At 65.3% G+C, this 13,774-nt stretch carries 17 protein-coding genes; 4 read left to right on the forward strand and 13 right to left on the reverse strand.

All coding sequences use genetic code 11. The annotated features are described in order from the left end of the window. Nucleotides 1-84: 84 nt before the first annotated feature. Nucleotides 85-420 carry an ArsR/SmtB family transcription factor gene (locus tag ACO06R_RS03450; RefSeq protein WP_421856058.1) on the reverse strand — a complete coding sequence of 112 codons (336 nt, stop codon included), beginning with the start codon at nt 418-420 and terminating at the stop codon, nt 85-87. A 37-nt stretch (nt 421-457) separates the two neighbouring features. On the opposite strand from ACO06R_RS03450, the gene ACO06R_RS03455 reads away from it, so the two are divergent. Further along, complete coding sequence (locus ACO06R_RS03455) at nt 458-1,270, forward strand: alpha/beta fold hydrolase (protein ID WP_421856060.1); 813 nt, start codon at nt 458-460, stop codon at nt 1,268-1,270. A 26-nt stretch (nt 1,271-1,296) separates the two neighbouring features. On the opposite strand, the gene ACO06R_RS03460 is transcribed toward ACO06R_RS03455, so the two are convergent. Then, on the reverse strand, nt 1,297-1,773 hold the full coding sequence (locus ACO06R_RS03460; RefSeq protein WP_421856062.1) for a MarR family winged helix-turn-helix transcriptional regulator: 477 nt from the start codon (nt 1,771-1,773) through the stop codon (nt 1,297-1,299). Between the two features lie 63 nt (nt 1,774-1,836). Here ACO06R_RS03460 and ACO06R_RS03465 point away from each other — a divergent pair, with 63 nt between their 5' ends. Then, complete coding sequence (locus ACO06R_RS03465; protein WP_421856064.1) at nt 1,837-2,277, forward strand: ABA4-like family protein; 441 nt, start codon at nt 1,837-1,839, stop codon at nt 2,275-2,277. A 418-nt stretch (nt 2,278-2,695) separates the two neighbouring features. Here the strand turns inward: ACO06R_RS03465 and zapE are convergent, their stop codons facing one another. The 10 genes from zapE to ACO06R_RS03515 all read right to left on the reverse strand — a co-directional run bounded on the left by zapE (nt 2,696) and on the right by ACO06R_RS03515 (nt 11,590). Continuing rightward, nucleotides 2,696-3,844, reverse strand: a complete 1,149-nt coding sequence (gene zapE / locus ACO06R_RS03470; protein WP_421856066.1) for a cell division protein ZapE — start codon at nt 3,842-3,844, stop codon at nt 2,696-2,698. Between the two features lie 22 nt (nt 3,845-3,866). Further along, nucleotides 3,867-4,427 carry a protease inhibitor Inh/omp19 family protein gene (locus tag ACO06R_RS03475; protein WP_421856069.1) on the reverse strand — a complete coding sequence of 187 codons (561 nt, stop codon included), beginning with the start codon at nt 4,425-4,427 and terminating at the stop codon, nt 3,867-3,869. 217 nt (nt 4,428-4,644) lie between these two features. Further along, the gene (locus ACO06R_RS03480; protein WP_421856073.1) at nt 4,645-6,222 is read right to left on the reverse strand and encodes an alkaline phosphatase D family protein; all 1,578 of its coding nucleotides are present in this window, start codon (nt 6,220-6,222) and stop codon (nt 4,645-4,647) included. 165 nt (nt 6,223-6,387) lie between these two features. Continuing rightward, nucleotides 6,388-6,819, reverse strand: a complete 432-nt coding sequence (gene rpsP, locus ACO06R_RS03485) for a 30S ribosomal protein S16 (protein WP_421856076.1) — start codon at nt 6,817-6,819, stop codon at nt 6,388-6,390. A 42-nt stretch (nt 6,820-6,861) separates the two neighbouring features. Then, complete coding sequence (locus ACO06R_RS03490; RefSeq protein ID WP_421856079.1) at nt 6,862-7,398, reverse strand: GNAT family N-acetyltransferase; 537 nt, start codon at nt 7,396-7,398, stop codon at nt 6,862-6,864. Further along, nucleotides 7,395-7,721 carry a chorismate mutase gene (locus ACO06R_RS03495; RefSeq protein ID WP_421856082.1) on the reverse strand — a complete coding sequence of 109 codons (327 nt, stop codon included), beginning with the start codon at nt 7,719-7,721 and terminating at the stop codon, nt 7,395-7,397. Before ACO06R_RS03495 ends, ACO06R_RS03490 begins: the two co-directional genes overlap by 4 nt. An 8-nt stretch (nt 7,722-7,729) precedes the next feature. Beyond that, a complete protein-coding gene (gene ffh / locus ACO06R_RS03500) occupies nt 7,730-9,298 on the reverse strand; it encodes a signal recognition particle protein (protein ID WP_421856085.1) in 1,569 nt (522 codons plus the stop codon). 229 nt (nt 9,299-9,527) lie between these two features. After that, nucleotides 9,528-9,839, reverse strand: coding sequence for a DUF190 domain-containing protein (locus ACO06R_RS03505; RefSeq protein ID WP_421856088.1), 312 nt, complete (start codon nt 9,837-9,839; stop codon nt 9,528-9,530). Nucleotides 9,840-9,843: 4 nt separating this feature from the next. Continuing rightward, nucleotides 9,844-10,833, reverse strand: a complete 990-nt coding sequence (locus tag ACO06R_RS03510; protein ID WP_421856091.1) for a sodium-dependent bicarbonate transport family permease — start codon at nt 10,831-10,833, stop codon at nt 9,844-9,846. A 115-nt stretch (nt 10,834-10,948) separates the two neighbouring features. Then, complete coding sequence (locus ACO06R_RS03515; protein WP_421856094.1) at nt 10,949-11,590, reverse strand: helix-turn-helix transcriptional regulator; 642 nt, start codon at nt 11,588-11,590, stop codon at nt 10,949-10,951. A gap of 59 nt (nt 11,591-11,649) precedes the next feature. Between ACO06R_RS03515 and ACO06R_RS03520 the strand changes: the two genes are divergently transcribed. Both ACO06R_RS03520 and ACO06R_RS03525 read left to right on the forward strand, forming a co-directional pair. Next, nucleotides 11,650-12,075, forward strand: a complete 426-nt coding sequence (locus tag ACO06R_RS03520) for an SRPBCC family protein (protein ID WP_421856097.1) — start codon at nt 11,650-11,652, stop codon at nt 12,073-12,075. Continuing rightward, nucleotides 12,072-12,500 carry a DUF6855 family protein gene (locus ACO06R_RS03525; RefSeq protein WP_421856099.1) on the forward strand — a complete coding sequence of 143 codons (429 nt, stop codon included), beginning with the start codon at nt 12,072-12,074 and terminating at the stop codon, nt 12,498-12,500. The genes ACO06R_RS03520 and ACO06R_RS03525 overlap by 4 nt, the downstream gene beginning before the upstream one ends. A 49-nt stretch (nt 12,501-12,549) precedes the next feature. Here the strand turns inward: ACO06R_RS03525 and ACO06R_RS03530 are convergent, their stop codons facing one another. Beyond that, nucleotides 12,550-13,737 carry a winged helix-turn-helix domain-containing protein gene (locus ACO06R_RS03530; protein ID WP_421856102.1) on the reverse strand — a complete coding sequence of 396 codons (1,188 nt, stop codon included), beginning with the start codon at nt 13,735-13,737 and terminating at the stop codon, nt 12,550-12,552. Nucleotides 13,738-13,774 lie beyond the last annotated feature (37 nt).

Below are 13,774 nucleotides of genomic sequence, written 5' to 3' on the forward strand. Positions count from 1 at the left end.
CAAAACGATCCGGGCCGCCGACCGAAGCTGCATGGGTCGCACACCGGCGGCCAGCTGTCCATGCGGAAGCCAGCCGGCCGCCCGCTATCCCGCCTGGCGCTTCACCTTCATCTCCGCGCCCAGCCAGTGGTGATACTCGGCCAGCACCGCTTCGTCGCGGGCGCAGTAGTGCCATTTCTGCTGCTTCGTCACCGTCAGGAAGCCGGCGCGGCGCAGCAGGTCGATATGGCGGCTGATGGTTGGCTGCGTGACGCCCATCCGCTCGGCAATCATCTGCATGCAAACGCCGGTCTTGACCGGATCGGCGGAAAGCTGGTGGCCGAAATTGCCGGCTGGGTCGTCGAGCAGGCGCAGGATCTCCAGCCGGCTTTCGCTCGCCAGGGCCTTGAATTGGTCGGCGCGATCTGGTTGTTTAGTCATATTGCAAATCTGCTAAGTGACGATGTGAGGCCATGCCATGCTTATGCTCGATCAGGCATTCTCTTTCAACGGGCAGCGCGTCGCCTGGGGCGTCATCGGTGCCGGCGATCCGGTCGTGCTGGCGCACGGCTTTCCGTGGTCGGCGCAAGCGTGGCGGCGCATCGCGCCGTGGCTGGCGCAAAGCCACAGGGTCTGGTTCTTCGACATGCTGGGCACCGGCCGGTCGGAGAAGTCGGACGGCCAGAATGTCACCGAGAGCGTTCAGAGCGACCTGCTGGCCGCACTGATCGCCTACTGGGGGCTCGACCGGCCGCAGGTGGTCGGCCACGATTTCGGCGGGCTTGCGGCGCTGCGCTGCCATTTCGTCAATGGCGTCGACTTTGGCCGGCTGCATCTGATCGATCCGGTCGCTGTTCTGCCGTCCGGTTCGCCCTTCTACGCCCATGTCCGCCTGCACGAGGCGGCGTTCTCCGGCGTGCCGGACTATGCGCATGAGGCGCTGCTGCGCGCCTACATCCAGCAGGCGGCGCATTACCCGCTGCGCGCCGAGGCGATGGACATCTATCTGGAACCGTGGAGCGGCGAGACCGGTAAGCCCGCCTTCTACCGCCAGATCGCCCAATCCGACACCGCTAACATCGCCGAAGCGCAGCAGCGCTACCGAAAGCCGGATTTCCCGGTGCATCTGGTGTGGGGCGCGCATGACAGTTTCATCCCGCTGGAACGCGGCGAGAAACTGAAAGGGCTATTGCATGCCGAGACGATGACGGTGGTCGATGACGCGGCGCATATCGTCCAGGAGGACGCACCGGAAGCGGTCGTTGCGGCGTTGTTGCGCAACGCCGCCTGACCGCGACAACCGGCCCGGCCACCGTATCAGTCGGCGCTCTCGGTCAAATTCGCCGGCGTTCCTGCAACGAGGCGGTTGAGCAGCGCCGACAATTGCTCCAGTTCGGCGTCGTCCCAGCGGTCCTGGAACACGTAATTCGCCCGTTTGGCGAAGGTTGCGCGCGCCTCGGAAAGCCGGGTCCTGCCCGCCTCGGTCAAGACGACAAAAGCCAGCCGGGCGTCGCGCTCGTCGGCCTTTCGCGTCAGCAGGCCGAGCTTTTCCATCGGCGCGGCCATGCGTGTCACCGTCGACGCGCTGACATGCATGCGTTTTGCCAATTCCACGCGGGGCAGGCGGTTGAGCGGCGCCCTGTCGAGATGCATCAGCAGGAAGAATTCGTTCACTGACAGGCCGTGCACGGCGGAAAACTCGCCGGCAAGCCTGGCTCTCAATTCATCCGCCGACTGCAGCAGGCGCAGGGCGTTTATGGTGCAGATGTTTTCCATGAGAGGGATATAAGCCATATTGCTTGCATATGCAAGGATTATGCAATAATAACTCAAGCTCTTCGAACACAGGGAGCTGACATGGATTACGAAGTGGTATTTTCTGTCGCCGGGGTCGTCGCGATGTTCGGTTGGGCCGTGCTTCTGGCCTCGCCATGGATGCCGGTCTGGTCGGACCGGATCGCCGGCCTCTTCGTCCCGATCACACTCGCGGCCGGTTATACGATCATGTTTGTCTGGTTTCCGGCCGACAGCGGCGGGTTCGGCAGTTTCGCCGAGGTCACGCTGTTGTTCTCGAATCCCGAGGCGCTGATGGCGGGATGGGTGCATTTCCTCGCCTTCGACCTCTTCGTCGGAGCCTGGATCTGCCGACAGGGTCGAGCAGATGGCCTCCGGTTCTGGTTCGTCTTGCCTTGCCTGCCGGTCACCTTCCTCTTCGGGCCTGCGGGCTTTCTGCTCTTTTCGCTCGTCCGGGCCGTTGGCAATACCGCCGGCATGAGCGCGAGGCGGGCGCAAACGTGATCCGGCTTTCTCCGGCCCGTTGGACAAATCCCGCCGCCAATCCCGGGAATCCGGGATTGGCGGGAAATCCTGTCCACCGCCCTTGAAACCGGCCTATCATCCGTCCCGCCTTCTCATGGAAGTCTGGGTGCGCACCGGCTCACAGGGGGAAGGACGGTGCCTGATTGGTGGCGCAGAGGTGTGTCACTGGGTGATGAACCCCCAAGCCGGGGCGGCATGAAGCGGCGCGCGCAGTCTTGTTTTCCCGGACTTTCGTTCCGGGCCGCCGACCGAAGCTGCAAGACCACCGAGCGGGCGGTCCGAGGATCGCTATTACTATCTAGACGTTGCGATGCTTTGACCGCCCGTCTTCCAGAATATGAACAATCCGGCCTCGGGAAACGGGGCGCGGCGGCTATGGCGTGCGCGTTCTCACCATTCACGCGCTGGCACGCGCCACCCATTCCTCCGAGCGCATTTCGATCAGCCGCGATGCGGTGCGGTCGAACTCGAAGGCCTCGGTGCCGCTGTCGGCCTGGTAGAGTTCATGCGGTTCGGCGGCCGCCGAGACCACCAGCTTTACCTGGTTGTCGTAGAGCGTGTCGATCAGGTTGATGAAGCGCTTGGCCTCGTTGCGCTTGCCGGCGCCGATCAGCGGCACGCGCTCGACAAAGACCGTGTGGTAGTTGCGGCTGATCGCCAGATAATCGCGTGCGCCGAGCGGCTGCTCGCACAGATCGGCAAACGAAAAGCGCGCCGCGCCCATCGCCACCGCCGGGGCGGTGATCATCCGGCCCTTGACCTCGATGGCTTCCGAATGGGCCGGAGTGCCGCCGGTCAGCCGGTCCCAGATGTCGTCGATTGCCGCGTCGGCGGCCTCGCCCAGCGGCGACACGTAGAGCGGCGTGCGGGCCAGCCGGTCGAGCCGGTAGTCGCGGTCGGCATCGAGGCTCATCACATCGACATGGGCGTGAAGCACGTCGATGAAGGGCAGGAACAGGCCGCGATTGAGACCGTCCCTGTAGAGCCCGCCGGGGGCCACGTTGGAGGTCGCCACCAGGATGACGTCGCGCGCAAACAGGGCCGAAAACAGCCGCGACAGGATCATCGCATCGGCGATGTCGGTGACCGAAAACTCGTCGAAGCACAGCACGCGGGCTTCGGCGGCGATGGCGCGGGCGACCGGCGGAATCGGGTCGTCCTCCTTGACCTTGCCGGCCTTCAGATCGGCGCGGTGGCGGGCGATACGGTCGTGCACGTCGGCCATGAAATCGTGGAAATGGGCGCGGCGCTTGCGTTGTGCCGGGCAGGCGCGAAAGAAGAAGTCCATCAGCATGGTCTTGCCGCGCCCGACCGAGCCGTGGATGTAGAGCCCGCGCACCGTATGCGGCTTGGGCGCGCGGCGCGCAAACAGCCAGCCGAGCGAACTCGACTTGGAGGCCAGCCGCAGCGTGCCGATTTCCTCGTTCAGCGCGTCGAGGCGGCTGGCGAGCGCTTCCTGGGCGGTGTCGGGATCGAGCTTGCCGTCGGCGACCAGCGCATCGTAACGGGCGCGCACCCGCTCGCCCGTATATTCGATGTCGGTCACCGCCCGGCCCGCGTCAGGCTGGCTAGCGGGTCAGCGAGATCGCCGCGCCCGTGGTCGTCTGGCCGTTGAACTGGCCCGCGCCGGTCGGGAACAGCGTGGCGACGCGGTTGCCGTCCGAATCGCTCAACAGCACCTGCTGGCCCTGCACGTCCCAGGCCGCGACACTGGCCGCATCGCCAGGGCAGCCGCGCGAGGCGGCGCGGAAGCCGCCGGTCCACTTGGTCAACGCCATGAACATCTGGCATGACGAGCCGGCGGTGGTCACCTTCCATGCGCCGACCAGCGCCTCGCGGGTTACCGGTTCGGCGGTCGCCACGTTCTGGAAGCTCGAATTCGGGTCGGTGGTGCCATCGGGCAGGACGCCCTCCTGGCCCGGCGCAGTCGGGAAGCCGGGCTGCTGCGCGCCCGGCTGGGTTGGCGGCGGCAATTGGCCGCCGGTGACCGGATCGGTCGGGGCCGGGGTCAGCGGTGCCGGTGCGGGGCGCGTGCTGAAGGTGCCGAAACGCGACGTCGAGCATCCGGCGACGATCACGCCTGCCGCCAAAACACACATCGCCGATGTTAGCGCGGATTTGCGCATCATGTTCTCCTGTCTGCCAAGGCGCGTTGCCCCGGATCTGTCGCCCTTCGTATGCGCAGTAAAGTGGCGAAATAAGGAAAACACAATATTAACAAAGCCGATACAAAGCGTCGCGGGGCTTCACGCACAGCTTGATGGCGGTGCCGCCGTCACCATTCTGCCTTGTGGCAGTTTTGGGGGAAGGCGGGGCCGAAGCCCCGCCCCGCTTGCGGCTCTCTGCCTAGGCGCTGCGGACCGGATCGAGCGTCGTTTTCCAGAGTTCCTTGTCGGCGCGGTCCATCAGGCGCACCGTCATCTGCTGCGTCGCGCCGTCGATGTCGACCAGGCCGAAGAATTGCAGGCCCATGGACGGCGGCAGGTTGACGCCTTGGCCCTCTTCCGGCGCCTTGACGAACTTCACTTCCGGTCCAAACGTCTTGTCGAGCGCGTTCGGGCCGAAGGTGCCGGCGTGCAGCGGTCCGGAGACGAACTCCCAGAACGGGTTGAAATCCTGGAACTGCGCGTTGGACGGGTCGTAGTAGTGCGCCGCCGTGTAGTGAACATCGGCGGTGAACCAGACCGTATTGGTGACACCGGCGGTCTTGATGAAGCGCAGCAGGTCGGCGATTTCCAGCTCGCGGCCCTTGGCCGGGCCGTGGTCGCCATTTGCGATCGCTTCAGCGCCGGCTTGCTCGCGCCAGTTGTCCCAGACGATCAGGCCGATCGGCATGTCGGAGGCGATCACCTTCCAGGTGGCGCGCGACGACGCCAGTTCGCGCTTCAGCCACGCAACCTGCTCGGCGCCGAGGATGCGACTTTCCGGCGTCATCTCGTCTTCCATCGAAGCGCCGTTCGGGCCGCGATAGGAGCGCAGGTCGAGGAAGAAGACGTCGAGCATCGGACCGTAGGAGATCTTGCGGTAGACGCGGCCCGGCTCGGCCGGAGTGTAGCGGATCGGCGTCATCTCGTGGAAGGCGCGGGCGGCGCGGGCGCGCAGCACATGCACCGACTTCTCGGTGTAGCGGTCGTCGCTGATCAGGTCCTTGGCGTCGGACCAGTTGTTGACGACCTCATGGTCGTCCCACTGGAAGAAGGTCGGGCAGATGCCGTTCATGGCGCGCACATGCTCGTCCATCATGTTGTATTTCCATTGGGCGCGGAACTCGCCAAGGCTCTCGGCGACCTTGCGCTTCTCGTCGATCAGCACCGAGTTGACCCATTTGGAGCCGTCCTTCAACTCGACCTCGTCCTTCATCGGACCGTCGGCATAGATGGTGTCGCCGGAATGGATGAAGAAATCGGGCGTGTGGCGGGCCATGGTGGCGTAGGTCGCCATGCCTTCATCGTCGATGCCCCAGCCCTGGCCGGCGGTGTCGCCCGACCAGGCGAAACGGACCGAACGACGCGACATCGGCGCGGTCTTGAAGCGGCCGACGATCGGCTCGGACACGGCATTGATGTCGCTCAGGTCGCGGGCGGTCATGCGGAAGAAGATGTCCTGGTCGGACGGCAGGTCGGCGATCAGGCGCTTGACGGCGTGGTCGCTCTGCGGCAGCGCGTCGAGCGAACCGAGCTGGCGCGCTTCGGCGAAGCTCTCGGTCGTCGAAACCTCGAAGCTGACCTGCGACGGGCGGTCGGCGCGGGTCCACACGACACCGGACATGGTGTCGACGTCGCCGGACTGGACGCCGTGGGTAAACACCGGGCGCTGGTTGGCGCGCGAATAGGAAGGAAGGGCGAGGCCGGAACCGGCAACGATACCGGCTGCACCCGCCGAAGCCATGAAGGCGCGGCGGGACAAGGATGTCGAAATGCTCATGTTTGTCTCCCGAAGTAGCGCATGAATGCGCCGTCGGGAGATACCCCGGCCTTGATGGCTGGGGTTTTTCCGCATCGTGAAGTTTGGCTGAAATCTTGGTGACGATTTCAACAAAAAAAGGCGGGCCCGGGAGCCCGCCTGTCGATCCCTGGAAGCGCGACCGGCTTACTCGGCGGCGGCTTCCTCTTCGGCCGGAGCCTCAGCAGCGGCGGCCTCGACTTCGGCAGCTTCTGCGGCGGCAGCCTCGGCAGCGGCCTTGGCTTCCTCTTCCTTCATCTTCTGCTCTTCGATGCGCTCCTGCGCCTTCTTGCCCGGCAGCGCCTTGGTCGGGTTGTTGCGCGCTTCGCGCTTCAGGAAGCCGGCGGCATCGAGGAAACGTGCGACGCGGTCGGTCGGCTGCGCGCCGACACCGAGCCAATGCTTGATGCGCTCTTCCTTCAGCGTGATGCGTTCGCCGTCCTTCGGCAGCATCGGGTTCCATGAACCGACCTGCTCGATGAAGCGGCCGTCGCGCGGGCTGCGCACGTCGGCGATGACGATGTGGTAATAGGGCCGTTTCTTGGAGCCCGCACGGGCGAGACGGATTTTCAGTGCCATTTTCTTGTCCTTCTTGGTTCGCTTGGTTCTTTGTGTTTGCAGTTACGATGCGAGAAAACGTTCCGGCGGCTGGTGACGCCAGATATCGGCGCGAAAGTCCCAGACCGGTTCGTTTTCGCGTTCCAGCAACGCCCCCATCTTGCGGGCGACATTCTGAGAGGCGCGGTTTTGCGGGTCGATAACGCTGACCGCGGTCGTCCAGCCCATGTGCTCGTAGGCAAAGCGCAGCACCGCCGAAGCCGCCTCGACGGCGTAGCCCTTGCCGTGTGCGCCGCGCGCCAGCGTGTAGCCGACCTCGCGGTCCGGCCACTCCGGCGGCTGCAGCAGCGCACTGTGGCCGAGGCAGGCGTCGGTTTGCTTGTCGGCGATGCAGAAATAGCCGAAACCGAGTACGTTCCACGTGCCTGCCATCGCGGTAAACGACTTCCATGCCCGGTAGCGGTCTTCCGGCCCGCCGGTGTAGCGCATCACGTCCGGATCGGCCTTGTAGGCGGCCACGGCTTCGTAATCGCGCATGGCAAAGCCACGCAGCCGCAGACGCTCGGTTTCGATTACCGGTATGTCTGCCGCGTGTTTCATCGCCACTCGTTGACTTGTTCACCGGCGGCGATCGCCTCGTGGTGGCGGATCACCTCGCGGATGACGAAGGCGAGAAACTTCTCGGCGAAATCCGGATCGAGATCGGCGTCTCGCGCCAACTGACGCAGCCGCGCGACCTGGCGCTTCTCACGCTCCGGATCGGCCGGCGGCAGATCATGCTCGGCCTTCATTTCGCCGACCGCCTTGGTACAGCGAAACCGCTCGGCCAGTGTATGGATCAGGATCGCGTCGAAATTGTCGATCGAGCGACGGAGATCCTTGAGCAGGTCCTGTGCCTTCTGCGCGGTGTCTTCGGTTGCCATTGATGTCCTCACTTCTTCTTCGGCAGGCCGGGTAGTCCGCCGCCGCCCAACCCCGGCAGTCCCGGGCCGCCCAGGCCCGGCAGTTTCGGCGCGCCGCCGGGCAGGCCTCCGCCCCCGCCGAGACCGGCGGCCTCGGCCTGTTTCTGCAACGCCTCGAGCTGCTTCGGATCCATCGACGACAGGTCGGGCATACCGCCCATGCCACCCGGCATCCCGCCGGGCAGGCCCATCTTGCCGGCAAGGCCGCCCATCATCTTGCCCATCATGCCGCCGCCCTTCTTGCCCTTCATGGATTTCATCATGTCGGACATCTGGCGGTGCATCTTCAAAAGCTTGTTGATCTCGGCGGCGTTGGTGCCGGAGCCAGCGGCGATGCGCTTCTTGCGCGAATGTTTCAGGAGTTCGGGCTGTGACCGCTCCTTCGGCGTCATCGACGAGATGATGGCGAGCTGGCGCTTGAAGATCGAGTCGTCGAGACCGGCGGCGGCCATCTGGTCCTTCATCTTGCCCATGCCCGGCATCAGACCCATGATGCCGCCCATACCGCCCATTTTCTGCATCTGGCGAAGCTGGTCGGCGAGATCGTTCAGGTCGAACTTGCCGTCCTGCATCTTCTTCGCCATCGCCGCGGCCTTTTCCGCGTCGATGGTTTCGGCGGCCTTCTCGACCAGGCTGACAATGTCGCCCATGCCGAGGATGCGGTCGGCGATGCGCTTGGGATGGAACTCCTCGAGCGCATCCATCTTCTCGCCGGTGCCGATCAGCTTGATCGGCTTGCCGGTGACCGCGCGCATCGACAGGGCCGCGCCGCCGCGCCCGTCGCCGTCCATGCGGGTGAGCACGAGGCCGGTGATCGATATCCGCGCGTCGAAGCTTGTCGCCAGGTTGACGGCGTCCTGACCGGTCAGCGAGTCGGCGACCAGCAGCGTCTCGTGCGGATTGGCCACCTTCTTGATGTCGGCCATCTCGACCATCAGCGGCTCGTCGATATGGGTCCGGCCGGCGGTGTCGAGGATCACCACGTCATGGCCGCCGAGCTTTGCCGCCTGCACGGCGCGGTTGGCGATGTCGACGGGCGACTGGCCCTCGACGATCGGCAGCGTGGCGATGCCGGTCTGCTCGCCGAGCTGGCGCAGCTGCTCCTGGGCGGCCGGGCGGCGCGTGTCGAGCGACGCCATCATGACCTTCTTGCCCTGCTTCTCGGTCAGGCGTTTGGCGATCTTGCCGGTGGTGGTCGTCTTGCCCGAGCCCTGCAGGCCGGCCATCATGATGACGACGGGCGCCGGCGCGTTGAGATCGATGACCTCGCCTTGCGAACCCAGCATTTCGACCAGTTCGTCATGGACGATCTTGACGACCATCTGGCCGGGCTTGACGCTTTTCAGGACCTCGGCGCCGACCGCCTTCTCGCGCACACGTTCGGTGAACCCGCGCACGACTTCGAGCGCCACGTCGGCCTCGATCAGCGCGCGGCGCACTTCGCGCAGCGCAGCCGAGACGTCTTTCTCCGACAGCGCGCCGCGTCCGGTCAGGGTACCCAGGATCGAACCGAGACGGTCCTGAAGCGATTCAAACATGTTTCTCTCCGCTTTCGGGCTTTGCCGAAAGGTAGGCATCGTTGCGGCAAACCGGAAGACCAAAGCCGAAAAGCACCCGAGGGCGCATCGCGCTGTCGGGTGTTGACCTCCGGGATCTGTTTATACCTTTTCGGGTCCCGGTCGGTGGCTCGAGCTTCAACTCGTCGCTAGTCGGGCGCGGCTATGGCGGAAAAGCGAAGCCGAGTCAAGGCTGGGCGTCGAACCGCTCCTAGAACCGCTCGGCCCTGAGCACTTCCACGTCGCTCATCGTGACGATGCCCATTTGCGGCTCGATCGTCTCGTGGATCAGCTCCAAAGCCTTGTCGGCCTGTTCGGCCGACATCACCGAGACGATCACCACCATGCGGCCGAAATCGCCGACCAGCCCCTCGCGGCTCCACTCGCCCTCGCTGCCAGAACCCGACAGCGCCGGCAGCACTGTGTAGCCCGACACCGGCACCGCATCGAGAAGCCGGGTAACACGGCTGGCCACAGGCGCCTCGCAGATGACCGTCAGCTGCTTGCGCGTATGTGTCTGCATCGCCTTATCCTCCCGCGATCCACCGTCCGAGCATTGCGTAGGCCGGAATGCCGATGGACAGGTTTAGTGGAAACGTGACGCCGAGCGACAGCGTCAGATAGACCGACGGTCGCGCCTCCGGCAGCGCCAGGCGCATCGCCGCCGGCACTGCGATATATGAGGCGCTGGCGGCCAGCGTCAAAAGCAACGCCGCGCCGCCCGCCGACAGTCCCGACGCCCAGGCAAACGGCATTGCGATCGCCGCGCCGATGAACGGCATCGCCAGGCCGAAGCCGATCAGCCGGGCGTTCAGCACGTCGCGGCCCTGTTTCATGCCGCGCCCGGCGACCGCGCCCATGTCGAGCAGGAACAGGCACAAGACGCCGGTAAACGGCGTGACGATGAAGCCGGAGATCGCCTCCATGCCGCTTTCGCCGGTCACCGCGCCGATCACGAAAGCGCCCATCAGCACCACCACGGAGGAGTTCAGCATCACCTCGTGCAGCAGCCCGTTGCCGCCATGCGCGGCGTCGGGCCGGGCCGGGCGCGCCTTGTTGGCAAGCCACAGCGCCACCAGGATCGCCGGCGTTTCCATTGCCGCGGCGACAGCGACCATGAAGCCCTCCTGCGGCAGGCCGGCAAAGGTCAGCGCCTGAGTCGAGGCGACGAAGGTGACGATCGAGATCGAGCCGTAATGGGCGGCCACCGCAGCGGCGTCGACGCGCGGCAAGTTGGAGACCACGTTCAGGATGCCGAAGGCGACAAGCGGGATCAGCGCCGAGAGCACGACGCCCGACAGGAGCGCCAGCAAAAGCGCCGTGCTTGGGCCTTCGGCGGCCAGCGCGACGCCGCCCTTGAAGCCGATCGCCAGCATCAAATAGATCGACAGCATCTTGGCGACCGCCTCGGGAAGGGTCAGCTGCGAGCCCGCCAGCGTGCCGACGAAGCCGAGCACGAAGAACAGCACCGGCGGCGAAAGCAGGTTGTTGGATACAAGCGAGAATATGGCGTCCAAGACGGGCGCTCCCGAAAAGGCTGGAATGATAGATGTGTTGGTCTCTATATGGCGTTTTTCCGCGATTTCCAGCCCATATGGTCCGATTCTCGCGCGAACCGTGTTCCCTTGCGGTTCATGGCGCCGGCTGCGGTGCAAATCGGCGCGCCGAGATGTTGATGTTGCCGCATTCGGAAAGCGCCACCGGTTGGTCCGGCAGAAGCGCATCCTCGACATGCCAGTCTGCCGGTCCGCACACCAAAGCGAGCGGATGAATGCGGCGCTCGTTGGCGGTATGGGCGCGGACCGTGACCACCCGGCTCTCACGCACGGCAAGCGTCAGCGCCGGCAGCCGCGGATCGGGCTCGGATGTGGGCGGATCGTCGAAGCGGAACCGGGCGCGGGTGACATGGTCGCGCGCGGTGTCGGGAAAGGATTCGATCAGCTTGGCGATGGCGCGATTGCCCGCCGCGCGCATGCCGAGCGCATCGAGTTCGCCGACCGTGCGGCCAAGGATGACACCGAGCGCCTCCGCCTCGTCGGCGGCCAGGCCGGTCAGCCGGGTGCGGTAGTTGAAGCCGAGTTCGATGCCGCCCTGGTTGCCCTGGAAGACGATCACCGGCAGGCCGGCTTCGGTCAAGGCATCGACATCGCGCAGGATGGTGCGCCGCGAAACCTCCAGTTCCTCGGCGAGCTGGACGCTGGTCATCCGGCCCCGGTTCTGCAGCAGGAGCAGCATTTGCAACAGGCGTGCGGCGCGCATTCCGAATTCGAACATGACAATAGATGTCATGTAAAGCCGGTTAAGCGTGAGGCCGGACAACCAAAGGAGCCGCCATGCCCCACTACGAGATCACGCAACAGATCGACGCGCCGCCGGAGCGGATCTGGCCCGTGTTGACCGACGCGGCCCGGCTTTCGGACGGAAACTTCTCGATCCTGGAAATCGACGGCAAGATCGCGCCGGGCATGACGATCCGGTTGCGCTCGGAGGCCGATCCCAAGCGGACATTCGATATTGCCGTGCGCACCGTCGACCGCGATGCTGGCATGGTCTGGGAAAGCGGCTTGCCCTTCGGGTTGTTCAAGGGCACGCGCAGGTTCAAGGTGACTGCCAGCGGCGAGGGAAGCGTGTTTCACATGCGCGAGGACTATACCGGGCCTTTGGCGGGGTTGATGTTTCGGATGATCCCCGATCTGTCGCCGACGTTCCGGAAGTTCGCCACCGGTCTGAAGCAGGCCGCGGAGGCGGGCGCTCGATGACCCTCGTCACCTATGGCACCGGCGCAGCCGACGACCCGTGGATCCTCAAGACACCGCCGCAGACCTCGGAGTATCAGGCCTGGCGCGACGAAGCGACCGATCCGCCGGCCCTTGTCGTGCAGGTCGGCAAGACCAGATTATCCTACCGGCTGCGTTGCATTGAAGATCTGCATGCCGTCCTGGTGGCGTCCGGCGACTGGATGCCGCTTGGCACCGCAGACGAAGGCAAGTCGGTCAAGGAGGGTACGGTGGAGGCCTGGGCGCGCGACGCCGGCAATCCGGTCGGCGGCTATTACGGTCTGCGCAAGGGCTATCGCGGCCGCTTCGGCAACTATGTGCCGCCGGTTCTGGAGCTGCTTGGCCTGGTGGAGCTGGAGCACAATGCCCGCAACAACCGGGTCAGGGCAATGCCGGCTGAAGACTGAGCGCCTGGCCGCTCACACCGCAGCGCGGTCGGGTCGATGGTGCGGGAGGTCAGGCTTTCCAGCCGTCGGCATAGTCGACAGTCTCGACCCCGGCAAACCGCGCCACGCGCTGCAACTCGCCATCCAACCCGTCATAGAGCGCCGCCGACCGCCTCACGCCTTTTTCCGGCCAGAACCGGCGAACCGCCAGTGCGCCGCGATTGCGTTCGGCCTTCATGTCGATGCGGCCGATCAGCCGGTCGCCGCGCAGGAGCGGGAAAACATAGTAGCCGTATTCGCGCCTTTCCTCCGGCACGAACACCTCGATCCGGTAGCGGAAACCGAAAAGGCGTTCGGCACGCGCACGGTCGCGCAGCACGGGATCGAACGGGCTCAAGACGCGGATGCGGCCGGGTGGCTCCGGCGGTTCTTCCAGTTCGGCCGGATGATCCGTCAGGCGGTATGACAGCCGCGGTTTCGACCTGTCGGCGCCTGCGATCAGCACCTGTTCCAGTTCGTCCTCGTGACCGAGGATCCATTCGGCGACCTCGGCTGGCGACAGCAAGTCCCAGAACGCCGCGATCTCGCCGCGCGTCGCAAAACCCAGGCGCTGAAGCGCGCTTCGGCATGCCCAGTCGACGAAGCCTTCATGGTCGACCGAGGGATCGCGGTGGCATGCCGGCAGTGTGCGTTCGGTCAGGTCGTAGACCTTCTGGAAGCCGTCGCGCCTACAGATGGCGAGCCGCCCGGTTCGCCACAGATACTCCAGCGCGGTCTTGGACGGGTGCCAGTCCCACCAGCCCGTCGACGGCTTGTCGCCCTCGAAATCGCGCGTCATCAACGGGCCCGTTTCAGCGATCCGTTCGACGACACGATCGCACTCGCCAAGCCACGACGGGCCGCGCGAGGTTTCCCAGCGTGCCGACAGCCTGGCGCGATGGCGCTCGAACCGGTGCTTCCAGTAGCAGAAGAATTCGGCCGGGATGATCGACGCGTCATGCGTCCAGTTCTCGAACAGCGCGCCGTCTTTTTCGATCAGCCGTTTGAGATGCTTCGGCCGGTAGGTGGCGTTGCGCGAAAACAGGATCATGTGATGGGCGCGGCCGACCGTGTTGATGCTGTCGACCTGCACGAAGCCCAGCCGGCGGATCAACGCCAGCAGGTCGTCGGGCGTCTGCCTGACGCGCGGCGGATCGGCGAGGCCCTGCAATGCGAGGAATGAGCGGCGCGCGGTGCGGTTGTCGATGGTCCTGTGCATGGGCCACCGGTGTTAGCGCCGGGCGGTGCCGTTGCGC

The organism is Oricola sp. (genome assembly GCF_965230365.1).
In the GTDB taxonomy this organism is placed as follows: Bacteria; Pseudomonadota; Alphaproteobacteria; order Rhizobiales; family Rhizobiaceae; genus Oricola.

Bases quoted from the DNA above. Each gene is read 5' to 3' on its own strand.
- ACO06R_RS03475 (WP_421856069.1), bottom strand. From the start codon at position 4,427: ATGATGCGCAAATCCGCGCTAACATCGGCGATGTGTGTTTTGGCGGCA.
- rpsP (WP_421856076.1), bottom strand. From the start codon at position 6,819: ATGGCACTGAAAATCCGTCTCGCCCGTGCGGGCTCCAAGAAACGGCCC.
- ACO06R_RS03450 (WP_421856058.1), bottom strand. From the start codon at position 420: ATGACTAAACAACCAGATCGCGCCGACCAATTCAAGGCCCTGGCGAGC.
- ACO06R_RS03520 (WP_421856097.1), top strand. From the start codon at position 11,650: ATGCCCCACTACGAGATCACGCAACAGATCGACGCGCCGCCGGAGCGG.
- ACO06R_RS03480 (WP_421856073.1), bottom strand. From the start codon at position 6,222: ATGAGCATTTCGACATCCTTGTCCCGCCGCGCCTTCATGGCTTCGGCG.
- ACO06R_RS03455 (WP_421856060.1), top strand. From the start codon at position 458: ATGCTTATGCTCGATCAGGCATTCTCTTTCAACGGGCAGCGCGTCGCC.
- ACO06R_RS03460 (WP_421856062.1), bottom strand. From the start codon at position 1,773: ATGGCTTATATCCCTCTCATGGAAAACATCTGCACCATAAACGCCCTG.
- ACO06R_RS03490 (WP_421856079.1), bottom strand. From the start codon at position 7,398: ATGAAACACGCGGCAGACATACCGGTAATCGAAACCGAGCGTCTGCGG.
- ACO06R_RS03515 (WP_421856094.1), bottom strand. From the start codon at position 11,590: ATGTTCGAATTCGGAATGCGCGCCGCACGCCTGTTGCAAATGCTGCTC.
- ACO06R_RS03525 (WP_421856099.1), top strand. From the start codon at position 12,072: ATGACCCTCGTCACCTATGGCACCGGCGCAGCCGACGACCCGTGGATC.
- ACO06R_RS03505 (WP_421856088.1), bottom strand. From the start codon at position 9,839: ATGCAGACACATACGCGCAAGCAGCTGACGGTCATCTGCGAGGCGCCT.
- ACO06R_RS03465 (WP_421856064.1), top strand. From the start codon at position 1,837: ATGGATTACGAAGTGGTATTTTCTGTCGCCGGGGTCGTCGCGATGTTC.
- ACO06R_RS03530 (WP_421856102.1), bottom strand. From the start codon at position 13,737: ATGCACAGGACCATCGACAACCGCACCGCGCGCCGCTCATTCCTCGCA.
- ACO06R_RS03495 (WP_421856082.1), bottom strand. From the start codon at position 7,721: ATGGCAACCGAAGACACCGCGCAGAAGGCACAGGACCTGCTCAAGGAT.
- ffh (WP_421856085.1), bottom strand. From the start codon at position 9,298: ATGTTTGAATCGCTTCAGGACCGTCTCGGTTCGATCCTGGGTACCCTG.